This window comes from Mycobacterium sp. DL (assembly GCF_039729195.1).
Taxonomy (GTDB): Bacteria; Actinomycetota; Actinomycetes; order Mycobacteriales; family Mycobacteriaceae; genus Mycobacterium; species Mycobacterium hippocampi_A.
On the sequence record NZ_CP155796.1, the window covers coordinates 3,640,983 to 3,655,953 of the forward strand.

14 protein-coding genes and 1 pseudogene are annotated in these 14,971 nt (G+C 58.3%); 7 read left to right on the forward strand and 8 right to left on the reverse strand.

Annotation, left to right across the window (positions count from 1 at the left end):
* Nucleotides 1-11: 11 nt before the first annotated feature.
* Nucleotides 12-446 (forward strand): PPOX class F420-dependent oxidoreductase, encoded by a 435-nt coding sequence (locus ABDC78_RS17325; RefSeq protein WP_178359920.1) that lies wholly within the window; start codon nt 12-14, stop codon nt 444-446.
* Here the strand turns inward: ABDC78_RS17325 and ABDC78_RS17330 are convergent.
* Nucleotides 443-565: a hypothetical protein gene (locus ABDC78_RS17330; protein WP_256736175.1), complete on the reverse strand. Its 123-nt coding sequence runs from the start codon at nt 563-565 to the stop codon at nt 443-445. The genes ABDC78_RS17325 and ABDC78_RS17330 overlap by 4 nt on opposite strands.
* An 83-nt stretch (nt 566-648) precedes the next feature.
* Here ABDC78_RS17330 and ABDC78_RS17335 point away from each other — a divergent pair.
* Nucleotides 649-1,780, forward strand: a pseudogene (locus tag ABDC78_RS17335) (IS3 family transposase).
* 55 nt (nt 1,781-1,835) lie between these two features.
* Here ABDC78_RS17335 and ABDC78_RS17340 read toward each other — a convergent pair.
* Nucleotides 1,836-2,384: a TetR/AcrR family transcriptional regulator gene (locus tag ABDC78_RS17340; protein ID WP_178360298.1), complete on the reverse strand. Its 549-nt coding sequence runs from the start codon at nt 2,382-2,384 to the stop codon at nt 1,836-1,838.
* A gap of 186 nt (nt 2,385-2,570) precedes the next feature.
* Between ABDC78_RS17340 and ABDC78_RS17345 the strand changes: the two genes are divergently transcribed.
* From ABDC78_RS17345 to ABDC78_RS17360, 4 genes are all read left to right on the forward strand, one after another.
* Nucleotides 2,571-3,791: a cytochrome P450 gene (locus tag ABDC78_RS17345; protein ID WP_178359919.1), complete on the forward strand. Its 1,221-nt coding sequence runs from the start codon at nt 2,571-2,573 to the stop codon at nt 3,789-3,791.
* Nucleotides 3,788-4,219: a nuclear transport factor 2 family protein gene (locus tag ABDC78_RS17350; protein WP_178359918.1), complete on the forward strand. Its 432-nt coding sequence runs from the start codon at nt 3,788-3,790 to the stop codon at nt 4,217-4,219. Before ABDC78_RS17345 ends, ABDC78_RS17350 begins: the two co-directional genes overlap by 4 nt.
* Before the next feature lie 566 nt (nt 4,220-4,785).
* Nucleotides 4,786-5,970 (forward strand): hypothetical protein, encoded by a 1,185-nt coding sequence (locus tag ABDC78_RS17355; RefSeq protein WP_178359917.1) that lies wholly within the window; start codon nt 4,786-4,788, stop codon nt 5,968-5,970.
* 23 nt (nt 5,971-5,993) lie between these two features.
* Complete coding sequence (locus ABDC78_RS17360; protein ID WP_178359916.1) at nt 5,994-6,692, forward strand: hypothetical protein; 699 nt, start codon at nt 5,994-5,996, stop codon at nt 6,690-6,692.
* Between the two features lie 27 nt (nt 6,693-6,719).
* On the opposite strand, the gene ABDC78_RS17365 is transcribed toward ABDC78_RS17360, so the two are convergent.
* From ABDC78_RS17365 to ABDC78_RS17390, 6 genes are all read right to left on the reverse strand, one after another.
* A complete protein-coding gene (locus ABDC78_RS17365) occupies nt 6,720-8,045 on the reverse strand; it encodes a site-specific integrase (protein WP_178359915.1) in 1,326 nt (441 codons plus the stop codon).
* Nucleotides 8,045-8,647, reverse strand: coding sequence for a recombinase family protein (locus ABDC78_RS17370; protein ID WP_178359914.1), 603 nt, complete (start codon nt 8,645-8,647; stop codon nt 8,045-8,047). The genes ABDC78_RS17365 and ABDC78_RS17370 overlap by 1 nt, the downstream gene beginning before the upstream one ends.
* Before the next feature lie 131 nt (nt 8,648-8,778).
* A complete protein-coding gene (locus tag ABDC78_RS17375) occupies nt 8,779-9,756 on the reverse strand; it encodes a hypothetical protein (RefSeq protein ID WP_178359913.1) in 978 nt (325 codons plus the stop codon).
* 344 nt (nt 9,757-10,100) lie between these two features.
* Complete coding sequence (locus tag ABDC78_RS17380) at nt 10,101-12,317, reverse strand: AAA family ATPase (protein WP_178359912.1); 2,217 nt, start codon at nt 12,315-12,317, stop codon at nt 10,101-10,103.
* Nucleotides 12,318-12,435: 118 nt separating this feature from the next.
* Entirely contained in the window at nt 12,436-13,032 is a 597-nt protein-coding gene (locus ABDC78_RS17385) for a hypothetical protein (RefSeq protein WP_178359911.1), read from the reverse strand.
* Nucleotides 13,033-13,042: 10 nt separating this feature from the next.
* Complete coding sequence (locus ABDC78_RS17390; RefSeq protein WP_178359910.1) at nt 13,043-13,261, reverse strand: hypothetical protein; 219 nt, start codon at nt 13,259-13,261, stop codon at nt 13,043-13,045.
* Between the two features lie 431 nt (nt 13,262-13,692).
* Between ABDC78_RS17390 and ABDC78_RS17395 the strand changes: the two genes are divergently transcribed.
* Nucleotides 13,693-14,745 (forward strand): hypothetical protein, encoded by a 1,053-nt coding sequence (locus tag ABDC78_RS17395; RefSeq protein WP_347133118.1) that lies wholly within the window; start codon nt 13,693-13,695, stop codon nt 14,743-14,745.
* Nucleotides 14,746-14,971 lie beyond the last annotated feature (226 nt).

Here is a 14,971-nt window from a genome sequence, read left to right on the forward strand (position 1 = left end):
TAGTGACAGGGATGCCCGGCCAGTCCCCCACCACCGAAGAGCTGGCGCGACGCGTCGGCGAGGCGAAGTTCGTGTCCCTTGTGACCTACAAGCGCGACGGAGGCGCGGTGGCGGCGCCCATGTGGGTCGCCCGCGACGGGGCTGACCTTGTCGCCTGGACGCCGGCGGATGCGTGGAAGGTCAAACGGTTGCGCCGCGACCCGCGCGTCGTGCTGATCCGCTCGGGTCGCACCGGGAAAGTCGACCCCGTCGAGCCGTGCCTGCTCGGCACCGCGGTCGTCGAGGACGACCCGGAGACGGTGGCGAAGGTGGAGCAGCTGATTCGCCGCAAGTACGGCTTCGAGTTCGTCGTCATCACGACGATCGAGGCGGTCGTGGCCCGGGGCCGTAAAACGCGGGTCGCGCTGAGAATCTCCCCGCAGCAGGTGGAGTCGAAGGGCGGCTAGTGCGGCGCGGCGTCCGCGAAGAGAAAAGTGGTTGCGCCCAAATAGATCCGCAGCAGCCGCACGCGCTGCCTGCCGAGCACGCCGCCGCCTTCGCCGGCGAGCGAACTGAGGCGGTACATGACTGAGGTGAGCCCCTCGTAGTGGTCCAGTCGTTGTGCGACTCTGTTGCCCGGTCTGCGGGCAAGGAAGAATCAACAACGACATGGCATCGAACAAGCGCCGGCGGCATACGCCGGACCAGATCATCCGCAAGCTCGCCGAGGGCAACAAACTCCTCGGAGCCGGCCAGGAACTGGCCGAGGTGTGTCGCCACCTGGAGATCGCCGAGTCGACATGGCATCGCTGGCTTGCCCAGTACGGCGGGATGAAGGCCAACGAGGCCAAACGGCTCAAAGAGCTCGAAGCTGAGAACGCCCGGCTCAAGAAGTTGGTCGCCAACCAGGCCCTTGACATCGACATGCTCAAGGAGATTTCGGCGGGAAACTTCTGACCCCGAACCGCAAGCGCAGCGCCGTTGCGGTGCTGCGTGAGCGGTTCGGGGTGTCTGAGCGCCGCGCCTGCACAGTCGTGGGTCTGCACCGGTCCACGATGCGTCTGACGCCATCGCCGATCACTACCGAAGAGGCCGAGCTTCGTGCCTGGCTGCGCCGGTTCTCCACCGACCGGCCTCGCTGGGGGTGGCGACGGGCGGCCAAGATGGCCCGTAGGGTCGGCTGGTGCGTCAACAACAAACGCATCCGCCGGTTGTGGCGTGAGGAGGGCCTGCGGGTCCCGCAGCGTCGCAGGAAGAAGCGGTTGGTCGGGATCGGTGTCGCCGTGGGTGCGATGTCACCGATTCGCCCGAACGTGATCTGGGCGATGGACTTTCAGTTCGACACGACCGCCGATGGTCGCACCCTCAAGATGTTGAACGTCATCGACGAGTTCACCCGCGAAGCCATCGCGATTGAAGTCGATCGTGGCATCGACGCCGACGGCGTCGTCGATACCTTGGAAAGCCTGGCCCTCACCCATGGAGCGCCGCACCCGTGCGCTTTGACAACGGTCCCGAGTTCGTGGCCCACGCGGTGAGTGATTGGTGCCGATTCAACAGTGCCGGTTCGCTTTTCATTGATCCTGGCTCGCCGTGGCAAAACGCCTGGATCGAGTCCTTCAACGGCAGGCTCCGTGATGAACTGCTCAACGCGTGGCGCTTCGACTCTCTACTGGAAGCCCGCGTCATCATCGAGGACTGGCGGGCCGACTACAACGCCAACAGGCCTCACTCCGCCCACGGCGCACTCACCCCGACCGAGTTCGCTCTACAGTGGACCACGATCCACCAACCCGCATAGCGACTGGACCACCAAACGGGTCGGGTGTGCCCCAACTGATCGGTGTGCGGACCGGTTAGCGGTCGAACGCTGGGGATATGAACCGGTGCAGGATCTCGGCCTCGATCTGTTCATCCCCGAGCGGCAAATAGGCCATCGACAGCACCACGTGAACGATCCACAAGGCTGCTGCTGGGTCATCATCGGTGATTCCGGTGAGTTCAGCGGCTAGGGCACTAAGCACAGGCGAGGAATGCAGGTCGCTTAGTGCAGGCGCCTTGCTCGACGTCATCATCAGTCGTCGTATTGGGTCGGACCTGATCTGCTGCAGCGCCACGCGGATCGCGGTGACGACCCGCTGCGAGCCGGTCAGTCCCTTGACCTCAGTGCGAACGGTGTCGGTGATGTTTGCGGCGATGCGCAGCAGGACGGCGTCCCGAATGTGTGCCTTGCCGCCGGCGTAGCGGTAGATCGTTGCTCTCGAACAGTGCACCTGCTCGGCTAACGAGTCGATATCGAAGGCGTCCAGTCCGTTTCGGAGCATCAGCTCGGTAGCGGCGCTGTAGATGCGTTCGGCCGCCACGGCCCGGCGATCCCCACCGACCACCCAATCCTGTCGCGCCACCCGCAGCACTCCTTACATCGCCGCCAAGCCATATTCTCAGATCTGAGACATGAATATGCCGAGTGTTTCCTATTTGGCCAGTTCAGCGGGCGCGGCTGAGACGCTGACCGCTGGCCATGGTGACCGGCGGTATCGACTTCGTCGCGATCTGTTGACCGCTTTCGTTGGGACCCTCAGCGTGAAGGGATGACACAACGGGCAGGGACTCTGGGGCTTGCGCTCTTCGAGGATCAGTTCATCCAGGATCCCTATCCGCTCTATGAACGCATGCATGCCGAGGGGCCGGTTCACCGAATCGGTGATTCGGACTTCTACGCGGTGACCGGTTGGGAGGCCGTCAACAAGGCCGTGACGCGGTGTGATGACTTTTCCTCAAACCTCACCGCCACCATGATGCGTAACACCGATGGGACGGTGGGGACCTTTCCGATGGGTGAACTCGGCGGCGCCACCCAAGCGCTGGCCACCGCCGATGATCCAGCCCATGCCGTGCACCGCAAGGCGCTGATACCGCAACTGGCGGCCAAGCGCATACGTGCCATCGAGTCCTTCGTCGCCGACACCTCGACTCACATCTGGGAGACCCGTGTACAGGGCGGTCACATCGAATGGATGGGCGCGATGGCCAACCGATTGCCCATGATGATCGTCGGGCGCATCATCGGTGTACCCGACGAGGACACCGACAAGCTCATCCGGTGGGGATATGCCGCCACCCAGTTCGTGGAAGGACTGGTCACCCAGGACCAGCTCACCGCAGCCGGTATCGCGGTGATGGAACTCAGCGGTTACATCAACGATCAGTTTCAGGCCGCCACGGCCCACCCGGAAGACAACCTGCTCGGCGACCTCGCCTCGGCATGCGCTACGGGCGAACTGGACCAATTCACTGCGCTGGCAATGATGATCACCCTGTTCAGCGCCGGCGGCGAGTCCACGGCCTCGCTCATCGGCTCGGCTGCATGGATCTTGGCGACCCACCCCACGATCCAACATCAGGTCCGGGAGCAACCAGAGTTGCTGGGCGCGTTCTTGGAGGAGGTGCTGCGCTTTGAGCCGCCGTTCAGAGGGCACTACCGCCACGTCGTCAACGACACCGAACTGGGTGGCGTTGCGCTGCAGGCCGGTTCACGCCTGCTGCTGATGTGGGGTGCCGCCAATCGCGATCCCTCGCATTTCGAGGACCCTGACCAGTTCCGGATCGGCCGGTCCGCCGGGAAAAGTCACCTCACCTTTGGCAAAGGAGCACACTTCTGCGTGGGTGCCGCCTTGGCCCGGTTAGAAGCCACCGTCGTGATCCGTCACCTGCTGGAACGCACGACACTCATCGAGGCTGCCCAGACTGGGCCCTGGTTGCCCAGCCTGCTGGTGCGTCGCCTCGATCATCTCGAACTGGCAGTCACATGACCGGGCAGGCGGAGTTGATCGCCTACTACGAACTCACTCGGACCAAGGCCGCATACTGCCGCACCCTCGACACCCGGGACTGGAACGCCCTAGCCGCGTTGATGACCCCAAACGTCGAGTTCGGGATAAGTGACGGCGTCTCCGAACCAGCTATGACGGTGGGCCGCGACGAGACGCTGGCACTGCTGCAATCGTTGGTGGCCGGGGCGAAGACCGTCCATCAGGTCCACATCCCTGAAATCGACCTCGGCGACGACGAAGCGCAGGTGATCTGGGCCGTGCAAGACCGGGCCGTGTTCGACAGCGGAATATCGGTCACTGGCTACGGGCACTACACCGAATGCTGGGTCCGCCAAGCAGACGGATGGAAGCTCGCCTCGTCGCGACTGACGCACCTGATCACCGACGTCCAACAAAACACAGCCTGAAACCCCCCGAAATACCGCGAGTCAGCCGAGCGACTCCGAACTAAGGTAAACAACGACCCATCAACCCAAGCCGCACAGCGACTGGACCATCAATTGGGTCCCCCTCAACTCCGCTGCCCGTTGCCGCAGATGGCCGTCAACAGGAGAATACGCGGTGACCGTAATTGAACCGCCACGGCCGCACCTGCGTCTCGAATCCTGTGGAGCTGAAGTGGGGCGGGCGGGGCTCGAACCCGCGACCAAGGGATTATGAGTGTGCCGTCCAGGCGGTTTCGCATGTCGACTAGAGGCAAGATTGAATCGGCGCGACATCCAAGCCACGCCATTGAATCCCCTGTGAGACAACATGATCAGAAGATTAGAAGCGATATTCACTGCCTGTTGAAACAACTGCCCAGGTCAGACGGTACGCGGATCGATTGCGTAAGAACTGCGTAACGGTCGGAATTGGGGCGGGTTAGCTGGCCGGATTGCGGGATTGAATCCCGTCACGGGGTTCTCGGGCGCCAGACACAGCAGGGGATCAATCGACAACTTCGACGGGGCGCTGGGCTAACATCCGCGTGATGGGGCGGCTACGCGGAAAGCTCGGGAACTGGCGCGAATGGGGTCTGGCGCGCACTTTCTTAGGTTTCAAGCGCTTCACGCAAATAGTGATTGTGTTAGCTGTCGCCTGCGGATTCTTCCTCACCGTCCTTTTCATAGTTTCCGATATTGGCGGCGACCCCTGGTGGGACGACAAATCGTATACTCCAAATATATTGGCAGCCTTTACCAGCTTTCTATTCGGTGCACCTGTCGCCTTGGTCGTGCTAGCGACTTTTACCGCTGAACGTGAGGAAAAGGCAACTATCGATCGCGTCAATAGGCTAACCCTTGTCGCTTGGAACACCTTCCGCGATCAAGTAAATGCATTTGCATCCGACAAAAGATATGAACTAGTTGTCGATCAGGCGCGGGATATTAGGAAATATTATGATGAAACCAGCAGCGCTCTGGGCGAATTTATTGAGTATATGATCCATGAATGGCTACACTCGGAGCCTGACTATGACGACATAAATTTAGTGAACCACTTGGAACGCTTGAAGGAAATCGAGCCAAAATTTCGAAATGCAGTAAATGCAGTTAGGCAAGGTATAAACTTTTTCGAGACGGAAGATGAGTGGGCGCAGATAGTCGGAGCATGGCGAGTCCTCGACCAATACGTTCGGTTGCAGCGACTTGAACAGGGCCTTGAATGGTTCGACAAGACGCCTGATGCCGGGCTACGCAAATGGACGAATCGGCAAAGCAATCCCCTGCAAGATCTTCTAGACGCAATAGAGATACGAAGATATACCCCTAACATGTCCCTGAACGTCGACACAATGGCAAATGCCCTCGACACGCTATCGGCATACACAAGGACGGATGCCGCTGAACTCGGTCAGTGGTTGGCGCACGAAGGGAATATATTTACTGCCGATCGTGCAGCTGAATATCACATAAAGCGCGATGCTGCCCACCTTTTTATCCTCGACTTGAAACGTTACATCGGACTCGTTGAAATTACATACTGGCCATACTCTCAGACCGAGCCGAACCCCAAGGACCTTCAGAGAGAACTCACCAGTAGTGAGTGGATCGGGTCGTTATCAACAGAAGAAGGCCGGAAAGATTTTGAAAAGGAATTTCGTCGGGTGGCCGCTGAGAAATACCAAGCAAGTTTGCGCAGACGGCCAAAGGGTCACCGGCAGGGAAACGAGTAGGTTCGGACTAAAGGACGACAAGTATGCGACCAGAACATGTCCACCTAAAAACGATCGAAGAGGCAATTGCGGAACTCCATCCGCTCACGGTTATAACTTCATCTCCAGCCTCGGTTCAATATCAGTACGTCGGCACAATTGTCGAAAACACCCTCGTTCTATTGACAGCTGCGGCGAACAGTCTCGATCAGGGAAGTCGAAACATAACCTTTTCAGATTTCGATAATTGGATTTCTGCAATGCAGGCTATCCATCGCTCGTTCTATAGCTCAATCCACAGTGCCGTCGAGATATCTCTTACAGACTTCTGCAAAGATAACAATATTGACGTATCGAGCACGCGATCTAGAAAGGCCGAATCGCTAATCTCCGAGCTTTGCGATTCCCTTACGGAGAAACAGAAGAGAGATATTCGTAGCTTGGGTGGGGACAATCCGGCATTCATGGACTATCTAGGCGCAGTCACAAAAGCAAGGATCGAAGATCCCACACAGCGCAAGATCTGGAATAAATTCTTCGATGCCCTCTCTGTCTTACGAAATAAAGCCTCACACTCACATCCATCACTGTCAGACAGTGATAAGAAAAAGCTGATTGACGGCGGATGCGGTGCATTAGTGTCCGAAGATGGCAACCTGCAATTGAACAGCAGGAACTACAAACAAGTAATCGATATTGTCCTACAGTTCTTCCAAGTCATTGGCGCACATGAAGCATCATAAAATTAATAGCGCCGCTTATCTCATCGCCTAACGCGCGAATCGGATTACGTTGCTTGCCGGAGCCGCGACTGGGCGTGTCATCCCTGCGGGCTTGGAAACGTCCTCATTGATGTAATCGCCGTAAACGTCCAACGTCAGCGTGAACGTGGAGTGCCCTAGCCACTTGGATACCCGCTTGAAATCGACCGGCGGGCTGGCAGAGAGCAGATTGACCGCGAAGCTATGCCGGAGGTCATGGAACCGGGCTGCGGGCAAGTTCAGGGCCACCAAGGCGGGTTGCATGAACCGCTTGTAGAAATTGTTCAGGTCAACTGGCTTAGACCAATCGAAGCGGTCAGCCGAATCCTTGACGTTTCGCCCCTGCGCTTTAGCTTCGGTCAACGTCATCCGACCAGGAAACAACGGTGCTCGCGCATCGCCGGTGCTGGGGTGGGTACGGAGGTAATCGCGCAGATCATCGGCCAGCCACGCTTCTACCGGCACAACACGGGCTGACTCGTCTGTCTTGGTCGGTTCGGCAGGCCAGACCATCTGGCCGGTTTTGTCGCGGGTCTTGGTCTTGGTCCGCTCCACTCGCACGCTGCCCGCAGTACCGGGAATCTCTGAGAGCACCAAATCGCCGATTTCTAACCCTGCGACCTCTGCGGCGCGTAGACCAGTGAACCCAGTAAACGTGACCAGTAGGGCATAGATCGGGTTGTGCTGCTCGGTAGCGATGTAGTCGGCCAACGTCGCGATTTGGGCCGGTGTCAACGGGCAGTGCTTGAACCGCCGTCGCCCATTGCGCTTGCTTGACGTGGTGAGCTTCACCAGGGCGGGGTTAGCAGTGATCGCGCTGTCGAGAACTGCGACGTTGCAAATCCGACGCAGGACACCGAGAGCCTGTTTAGCCGTCTTTGGATCGCGCTTCGCGAACTCAGGCGCTTCGGGGTCGCTGTCTGGTGTGTAGCGGTTGGACTCCCCCGCCAACAGATCAGAAAACCAACTAGACACGTCACTGGGCAGGATCGATCCAACAGGGCGGCCACCGAACCGATCGGCGATATGGCGGCGATAGATGTTGCGGTAGCCATTGAGAGTCACAGACCCGATGCGCGACTCGGCACCGTCAAAATAGCGCTTGGCATACTCACCTAACGGTGTGCCAGCCTTGGCCCTTTGGCTAGCCGGTGAGTCCGAGCGCTCAATCTGATCTTCTATCGCGATCCTGCGACGTTCAGCAGCTTTGGCGTCGGCAACCGTTTCGCAGCGCTGGCGGTACTGGCCCTTGATCGGCGAACCAAACTCATCGGTGGCGTTCTCGCGCCACAGAACGCGGTACTTGCCGTTAGGCAGTTCTCGTATGTAGGCCATCAGGACACTGCCTTGTCTGCCGTCTCATTCAACACCCGGTAGACCGTCGCGCGGCTGACGTTCACGGCCTGGGCGATGACCGGCACCGGCTCACCAGCCTCGCGCATACGGCGAACCAAAGCGGCCTGATCTTTGGTCAAGGCTCTAGGTCTGCCCGTCGGGAGGTCGCGAGCTTTTCGGGCAGCACGGCTAGCTGCCTTACGTTCGCGCTGTAGCTCTAGCTCAAGTTCTGCAAGGCTGGCTAGCACTCCGGTAATCATTCGCCCCGTTGCATTCGAAGTATCGATTCCCTCGCGAAGCGACCTGATATTAATTCCCTTGTCCCACAGCTCTTTAACCGTGGTCATCACTTCGGCTGCATCGCGGCCCAAACGGTCGATTCCAGTCACGATGACCGTATCGCCGGTTCTCACGTAGTCGAGTAGGGACACGAATCCTGGCCTATCGCTTCGCTTTCCAGTCCCACTGAGCTTGTCCGAATAAACCCGCTCAGTATCAACCCCGGCACCCGATAGCGCGTCTAGTTGGGCATCCAGTGATTGATGTCCTGTAGACACCCGCGCATAGCCGATGACCTGGCCTTTTGTCTGAGTCGCTGCCATGCTCGCGAGTGTATCAAAAAACCCACACCCTAGCTTTTGATTTGACACGCCTTCTGAGAATTCCGACCTGGCACAACGCTGAACTGCGACACCGTGCATTGCCCTCTCTCAATTCTTTAGATTTGCGACAGCTAGCGACCTGCTGATCTGCCCGGTGGCAGGCCGTAGGCGTCGGGGTCGATCAGGGCGTCGGGGCTGAGTAGGCCGTTGACCATGTGAGCTACCCGCATGGCGTCTTCTCCGGTGATTGGCCGCGCGGTCGGGCGTGATTGTCTGCGCGGGCGTTGTTGGTCGCTCTGTGGCGCTGTTGGGCGGTCGCAATCGTCATCGGCGCTGCTCAGGTCGGGGCTGTAGGCCGTCGCCGGGGCTGTGTGTGTGGTGTCTAGCTCTGAGAAAGATTGCCCACCAATAGAATCAGCCGGATCGATGTAACCGCGTGCTGCGCGGGACTCTTCGCGCGTTGCGGTTGAAAATTCGAGATCGCCTAGTATCTCTTCGAATCCCTTGGTTGGGCCGATCTCCACTGAAGTTGTGGGCTTCAGGCCGCCCCGGTCCAGAGCATCACGGATCGCAGCCAACTTGACCTGCGGACTCATATCGGGGTCAATAGCCATGCCTAGCAGTTCTTTTGCCATCCGGTCGGCAGCGTTCTCGATTCGTGCTCTGGCTGCCATCTTGACGTGTTTGGCCGCGCCACCATGAACCCGACAAACTGTGGCCCCGGCAATCGCAGGTTGCTTACAGCGGTCACCTGTCTTTCGGTGAGCTTTGCAACGGTGCTGTTGCACAGACGGTTTGGCGCGGCTCCACCATTCCTCGCTGTATCGGGTGACACGGGTTGCACCGGAATTTGTTTCAGGCTCTTTAGGGATGACCGCTGGTAGATTGGCCGAACCGTTCGCCATAGGTGTTTCGCCTGATGGCTCACTGGGCCTAGCATCATCGCCGTATTTTTCGACCGTCCGCAACCAGCGCCGTTGTTTCTGTATCTCGGCAATCTGGCTCATGTACTGCTCTTCGGTCAGATCCCCGATTTCGCGTAGTTCCTTCAGCGCTGCCGCTTTGTTGCTCAACAGCTTTCGTTTCCTTTTGATCTGTCTGGTATTCATTAACCCAATCTCTCTATCTCTCAATCATTTTAGATACCGAAACACCACTTTCGCGTCTGTCTGTTTGCTCGCGAGATGCAGTGCGGAGATGCGATGCCTTAGGCACTCGCACTGCATGGCAGGCCTGCCAATGCAGCCGTGCGGAGCTATGTGCGGCGAAAAGATGGAATGCCGTACCCGCACTGCATCTTTTCGCAGGTAGTGCGGCATTTTTGAGAGATGCAGTGCGGACCGCACTCTATCCCGCAGACTACGGCAGCAACGCCCAAAGATGCGGTGCGGGATGCAGTGCGGCTGACCTGCGGGAATCGGGCCAAAACTGTTTGCTGGCAGCGTCTCTGGAGTCATCGGGCACCACCCTTGCCGATTTCTCGGCCCCGTTTGAATGCCTCAATCTCTACGAGCCGGGATGAATCCCGGTACGGCTGTTGCTCAGTTCGTTTCACACTGACGAGATAGCCGTCCTTTATCGCCTTGTCCCACAACTCTCGCCACTGCCCACGCGAGAAACCTTCGTAGACGGCTACCATCGCTTTGACCGTGTTCGTCTTATTGGTGTACGGCTGCACATCTACGTGATCTTGTAGTGCGGCAATCGCTTCGAAGGCACCATTGAGCACCTGCGGATTGGCGCTGCCCTCACTATTGCTGCGCTGATTGACTGACCAGTCACAGCTATCCCATTTGACGACGTGCGGATCACTGCGGTCCCGAACAAGATGCCAATCGATATCGTGGCGCATAGAACCTGTACGCCGCGTGCCGAATTCAACCTCCAACTTGGCGAAGCTGTCCGCGCCGACGGTGTGAAACGGCACCCGATGACGTTGCAGACTCCACGAATCAGCCCATTGGCTCACCCCCGAGAAACCGATGTCATCAAGATCGAGGCGCGAGTTGTCGGCGGATTTGTTGATGTGGTCACCGATGACCAGTGCTGCATACGGCTCTATCTCGGAGCGGATTTGAGCGAGCATCTGCCCGCGCGAGTACACGTTGGCCACATCGATTCCCTGCGGATGATAGGCATACAGCGGATCGATGACGACAAGAACCGGCTGCACCGCGTCTAGGTGATGCCGGAGTGCATCAAGGTATTCGCCATCATCTAGCGGAGCGATTTTGTGCAGTGAGTGAAACGGTACGTCGGCCAGATCGGCTAGTGAATCGTAGCGTTTGGCGATGGCCTGATGACGGCTCATGAAGTCAACTTCGCCGCCTTCACCGGACAGGTAGATCACCGGACCTTGGGTGACCACGCTGAACTCATCCAGATACTTGCACCCGGTCGCCACAGACATACCGAGCGCGTGCATCTGCCAGGTTTTGAAAGCTTTTTTCTTGCCTGCGATGACACCGGCAGATTTTTCGATCCACACACCGCTGACCAACCACCGGGCCGGGGTGATCGCGCTGGCAAGTTCAGCCGGTGAGGTCAGCGGGTATTTTTCCCACGGTTGGCTACTCGGCTGATCATCGAGATCGTCCCACCAATTCGCTTCGTTCGTGCTGCCTGTCACCGGGTCTGCCTTACGGGTATCGGTTCCGTAGTCGCGAAAGAGTCGTGCTCGCAGGTCCGCCAGATTCTCTGCCTTGGCCGCCGCTACGGCATCACCGACCAGGCGGGTGAAATCAGCCCGATCAAACGTGCGGTCACGCTGTTGGTAGTGCTGTTCGGCAAGCTTGCGAACCGTGGCCACTGCTGGCTTGAACGAATAGGCACCGGCCCGCGATTCACGCGCGATACGGCACAGCACGGAGAAAGTCGGGCTATGGGTGTTGTCGAGACTTTCTGCCAGCTCAGCGCGGTAGTCCCGTAGAACAGGCTCAAGATAGGTCGGTGCCTTATTAGCGGTGTGCTGGGCGGCGAACTCGCCAATCTCTGCGGTGGTCGCTGTCGAACCCCGAACCGCCTTGGCGGTTCTTCTCAGCCCATCGATATAGGCCGGCGGTAGTTCGGGCAGATCAGCCGGCGACGGCAAAATTCCATGTTTTCGGAGCTTCGCCGCTGGGGTCACCAGTCGATACCGCTGGCCGGTGTGATGCCAGGAACCCGCTGCGATCACATAACGGTGATTGTGGTCAATGAAGTCGATGCCGGAACCGCGTTGCTCGTTCGGTTCCCAATCAACAGGCTTTCGGAACAGCCGGATACCTGAGCCATCGAAACGCGCCGTGACTATGTACGTCGGCGGTAGTGGCCCCCAATCGTCTGCCCACCGTTGCAGTGTCTCTAGACCACGCTTGCCGTCGTAGGCGTCAACATCGATTCCCACAACATCGGCAGGCAGTACCAAACCAAGGGAAAGTATGCCCGCCGTGCCGTTACCGATACGTTGTTCTACCGAGGCTGGCCACGCGCTGATTTCTTCGCGCGATGCCGTTCTGTGGTTGTAGCCGTGTAGCTCACTCAACCACGGCGATTTGAAGCGGCCCCGCTCATCGCGCCTGCCAGCCGGTAAGACTCCATATCCGCGTTCGATGTGCGCCAGAGCCCGCGTCACGAACTCCTGCCCGGTAATGCCTTGCGGACCCGTCTGCTCTGCTCCTACACTGGTCACTGATCGGTCCGTTCGGATGCATTCACGCTGCCTCCCTTCATTATTCGATCACTTTCATTTCATCCCCCAGCGTTCAAGCCCCCAAAGGAATCTGCCGCCTTTGGGGGCTTGTTCGTCCTTAGCGCCGGTCGAACTCATCTGACCAGCCGGAGTGCCTGCGGTAATCGTCGCGGAGTTCTTTCGGCTCATCGAACCACTCGCGGCACTTCGCGCAGCACTTGAACAGGCACACGAATTCACCAAGTTTCACCGGCAGATCGATAGTGGCTGCGTACTTGTCGCATCCAAACCACAGTGCGACATCACAGACCCGGTGATTGGTCATGTACTTTTTGGCCACGTCTTGCCAGGTGAACTCTTCGGACAGCGGGACCAAACCCCGGTGATCGATAGCCATCAACGCATACAGCCGTGTCATCGTTCGCGGCCCGTACTGCGGCCCCAGATGCTCAGCGATGATCGTTTCACCGGCAACCTGCGGCAGCCGTACCGACGTGCGGTAACTATCGATCAGATCGCGCGCGAGATTCTGTGCGTCGGGGTGCGAATCTAGCGGTCCAATTCGTGCAAACAGATTGTTGGACATAGCTTCTGACATGGCATCGATTTCGGTCCAGTCCAGCACTGCGGGCGCACCGATTGCCGAATTGACCTGATTGATACGTTGGTGAATATCGTGATAGGGGCTGTGGTGCTTGAACGGATCGTGTTCCATCGTTTGCCCTTCAGAAGTTCTCATTGAGCCATGCATCCAGCACAGAGATTGGCCAATACGCCTTATGATCCCGAACGATGGGACGGCGCAACGTTTTCTTTTTGTAGACGTGGTGAGTGATCGTGTCAACGGTAATGTGAGGGAACCGCTTCTGGCAGTACTCGGCGGCTTGCTTCTTTCGCAGCAAAATGTCTGCCTGCGAATCGATTTCGGCGATTGCTTCTGGCATCACTGAATAACCCTTCTTATTGCTTGGGATTCGGCCTAAACCGGCCTGATCAGGCCAGCGTACCTCGAACTATGTTGGCGCACAACGGCATCAGACGACTTCACCACTTGACCACACGCGGTCGGCGAGAGCACAATGGACATAGGAGCAGCAATAGGAGCCGCTGAGAAGCGCTCTGAGCTTGCGTAAGACGCCCTCCGAGGTCAGAGCCGCCCAGCGCGGAGAGAACCGCCGTCGCGCAGACGAATTGGTGGGTTTGACTAGCCTTTTCCTGCCGGTTCGTTTGCGGACAGACGGTTTCCTTGAAACTTCGCGAAAGGCAACCGATGTCATCGTTTTCTAGAGCCTGGCCTGTTCTACCGTTTGGTGCGGACGGTGGTATTCAGCTTGAATCCGACGCTTTACCAAGAGTTACCCACACTGTTGACGGGGTGGATCTCAATCGGATCTGGGGTGAGGTTCGCCAAGTTGTCCAAACGTGGAACGCGCATCGTTCCGCACTGTCTTCTCTGCTGAGCTTCTGGCACACCAACTCAGCCGACGCGATCCCGCAAAGCACGACGATTGAGCGTTTCGAAAAGGCAACGGAACTGGGAGAGCCTGAATCATTGCGGCCCCCAAGTGAGTACCTGCTACTTGGCTACACCTTCGATGATTACGACCGCGCTTCACGCTGGTCTTGGCGGGCGATCCGCGAAATGACCGCCCAACAGGTTCGCGCGACGATGGACTATGCCCTTGAATCCGATAATAGACTCGTTAACGGAACGATCCTGCAACGATTGTTTGATCCCGCCCAAGATGCCAACGAAAACGCAACTCCTGTCTACGGCCTCTATACAGGAAACGATGGACACCGACCGCCGTCATATCTCGGAAAGTCGTTCGCGGCCAATCACTCTCACTATCTGGTCAGCGGAGCCGCCGAGGTCGATTCGGGAGATATTGAACAACTCATCAAAACGGTAAGCGAACACGGTTTCGGCTCTGAACCCGGCAGCCAACTTATTCTGCTGGTCAACCCCGAACAGCTGGACCGCATCGCATCTTTCAGGGCGGGAATCGAAAACGCCACCGGCATTTTTGCGAACCACGATTTCGTGCCGAGTCAGGGCGCACCGGCCTTCTACACACCAAACGAGATCGTCGGCGAACGCGCACCGGCCAAGTTCGAAGGACTGCGCGTTGCCGGTTCTTTCGGAGCCGCGTGGGTAATCGCCCTCGATGATGTGCCCGAAGGCTATATGGCGTGTGTAGCCACGTATGGAAACAACAGCCCCGGCAACTGCATCGGCGTTCGTCAGCACATCAACCCCAACTACCAAGGATTCCGCGTGATCCCTGGCCCGGTTCCTGCGTACCCGATTACCTCAGCGTTCTACACCAGGGCGTTCGGTGTCGGTGTGCGGCGAAGAGGCCAGGCGGCAGTGATGCAGATTAAGGCGTCGGGATCGTTCGACACTCCCGATATCTACTCGTCATGAAGCGGCGAAGTCGAACCGGCGACGGCGGTGTTGGGCTGAGCTATGAACCGCCCATCGGTTCTGCACAACGGCTGGCAGCAGAAGAAAATGACGCAACCGAGTTGAGTTGGGGAAACGGCCTAGTACCCCCAGGGCTAGAAAACGCACCACCGAGCGAAGGCGGCATGTATCAGGGTGTCTCACCGCCGCAACCGCCAAGAATCCAGATTTGTGGCGGTCACTAACG

Coding starts and splice junctions, on each gene's coding strand:
- ABDC78_RS17360 (WP_178359916.1), top strand. CDS start 5,994: ATGCGACCAGAACATGTCCACCTAAAAACGATCGAAGAGGCAATTGCG.
- ABDC78_RS17325 (WP_178359920.1), top strand. CDS start 12: ATGCCCGGCCAGTCCCCCACCACCGAAGAGCTGGCGCGACGCGTCGGC.
- ABDC78_RS17355 (WP_178359917.1), top strand. CDS start 4,786: ATGGGGCGGCTACGCGGAAAGCTCGGGAACTGGCGCGAATGGGGTCTG.
- ABDC78_RS17370 (WP_178359914.1), bottom strand. CDS start 8,647: ATGGCAGCGACTCAGACAAAAGGCCAGGTCATCGGCTATGCGCGGGTG.
- ABDC78_RS17375 (WP_178359913.1), bottom strand. CDS start 9,756: ATGAATACCAGACAGATCAAAAGGAAACGAAAGCTGTTGAGCAACAAA.
- ABDC78_RS17345 (WP_178359919.1), top strand. CDS start 2,571: ATGACACAACGGGCAGGGACTCTGGGGCTTGCGCTCTTCGAGGATCAG.
- ABDC78_RS17365 (WP_178359915.1), bottom strand. CDS start 8,045: ATGGCCTACATACGAGAACTGCCTAACGGCAAGTACCGCGTTCTGTGG.
- ABDC78_RS17330 (WP_256736175.1), bottom strand. CDS start 565: ATGTACCGCCTCAGTTCGCTCGCCGGCGAAGGCGGCGGCGTGCTCGGC.
- ABDC78_RS17385 (WP_178359911.1), bottom strand. CDS start 13,032: ATGGAACACGATCCGTTCAAGCACCACAGCCCCTATCACGATATTCAC.
- ABDC78_RS17390 (WP_178359910.1), bottom strand. CDS start 13,261: ATGCCAGAAGCAATCGCCGAAATCGATTCGCAGGCAGACATTTTGCTG.
- ABDC78_RS17350 (WP_178359918.1), top strand. CDS start 3,788: ATGACCGGGCAGGCGGAGTTGATCGCCTACTACGAACTCACTCGGACC.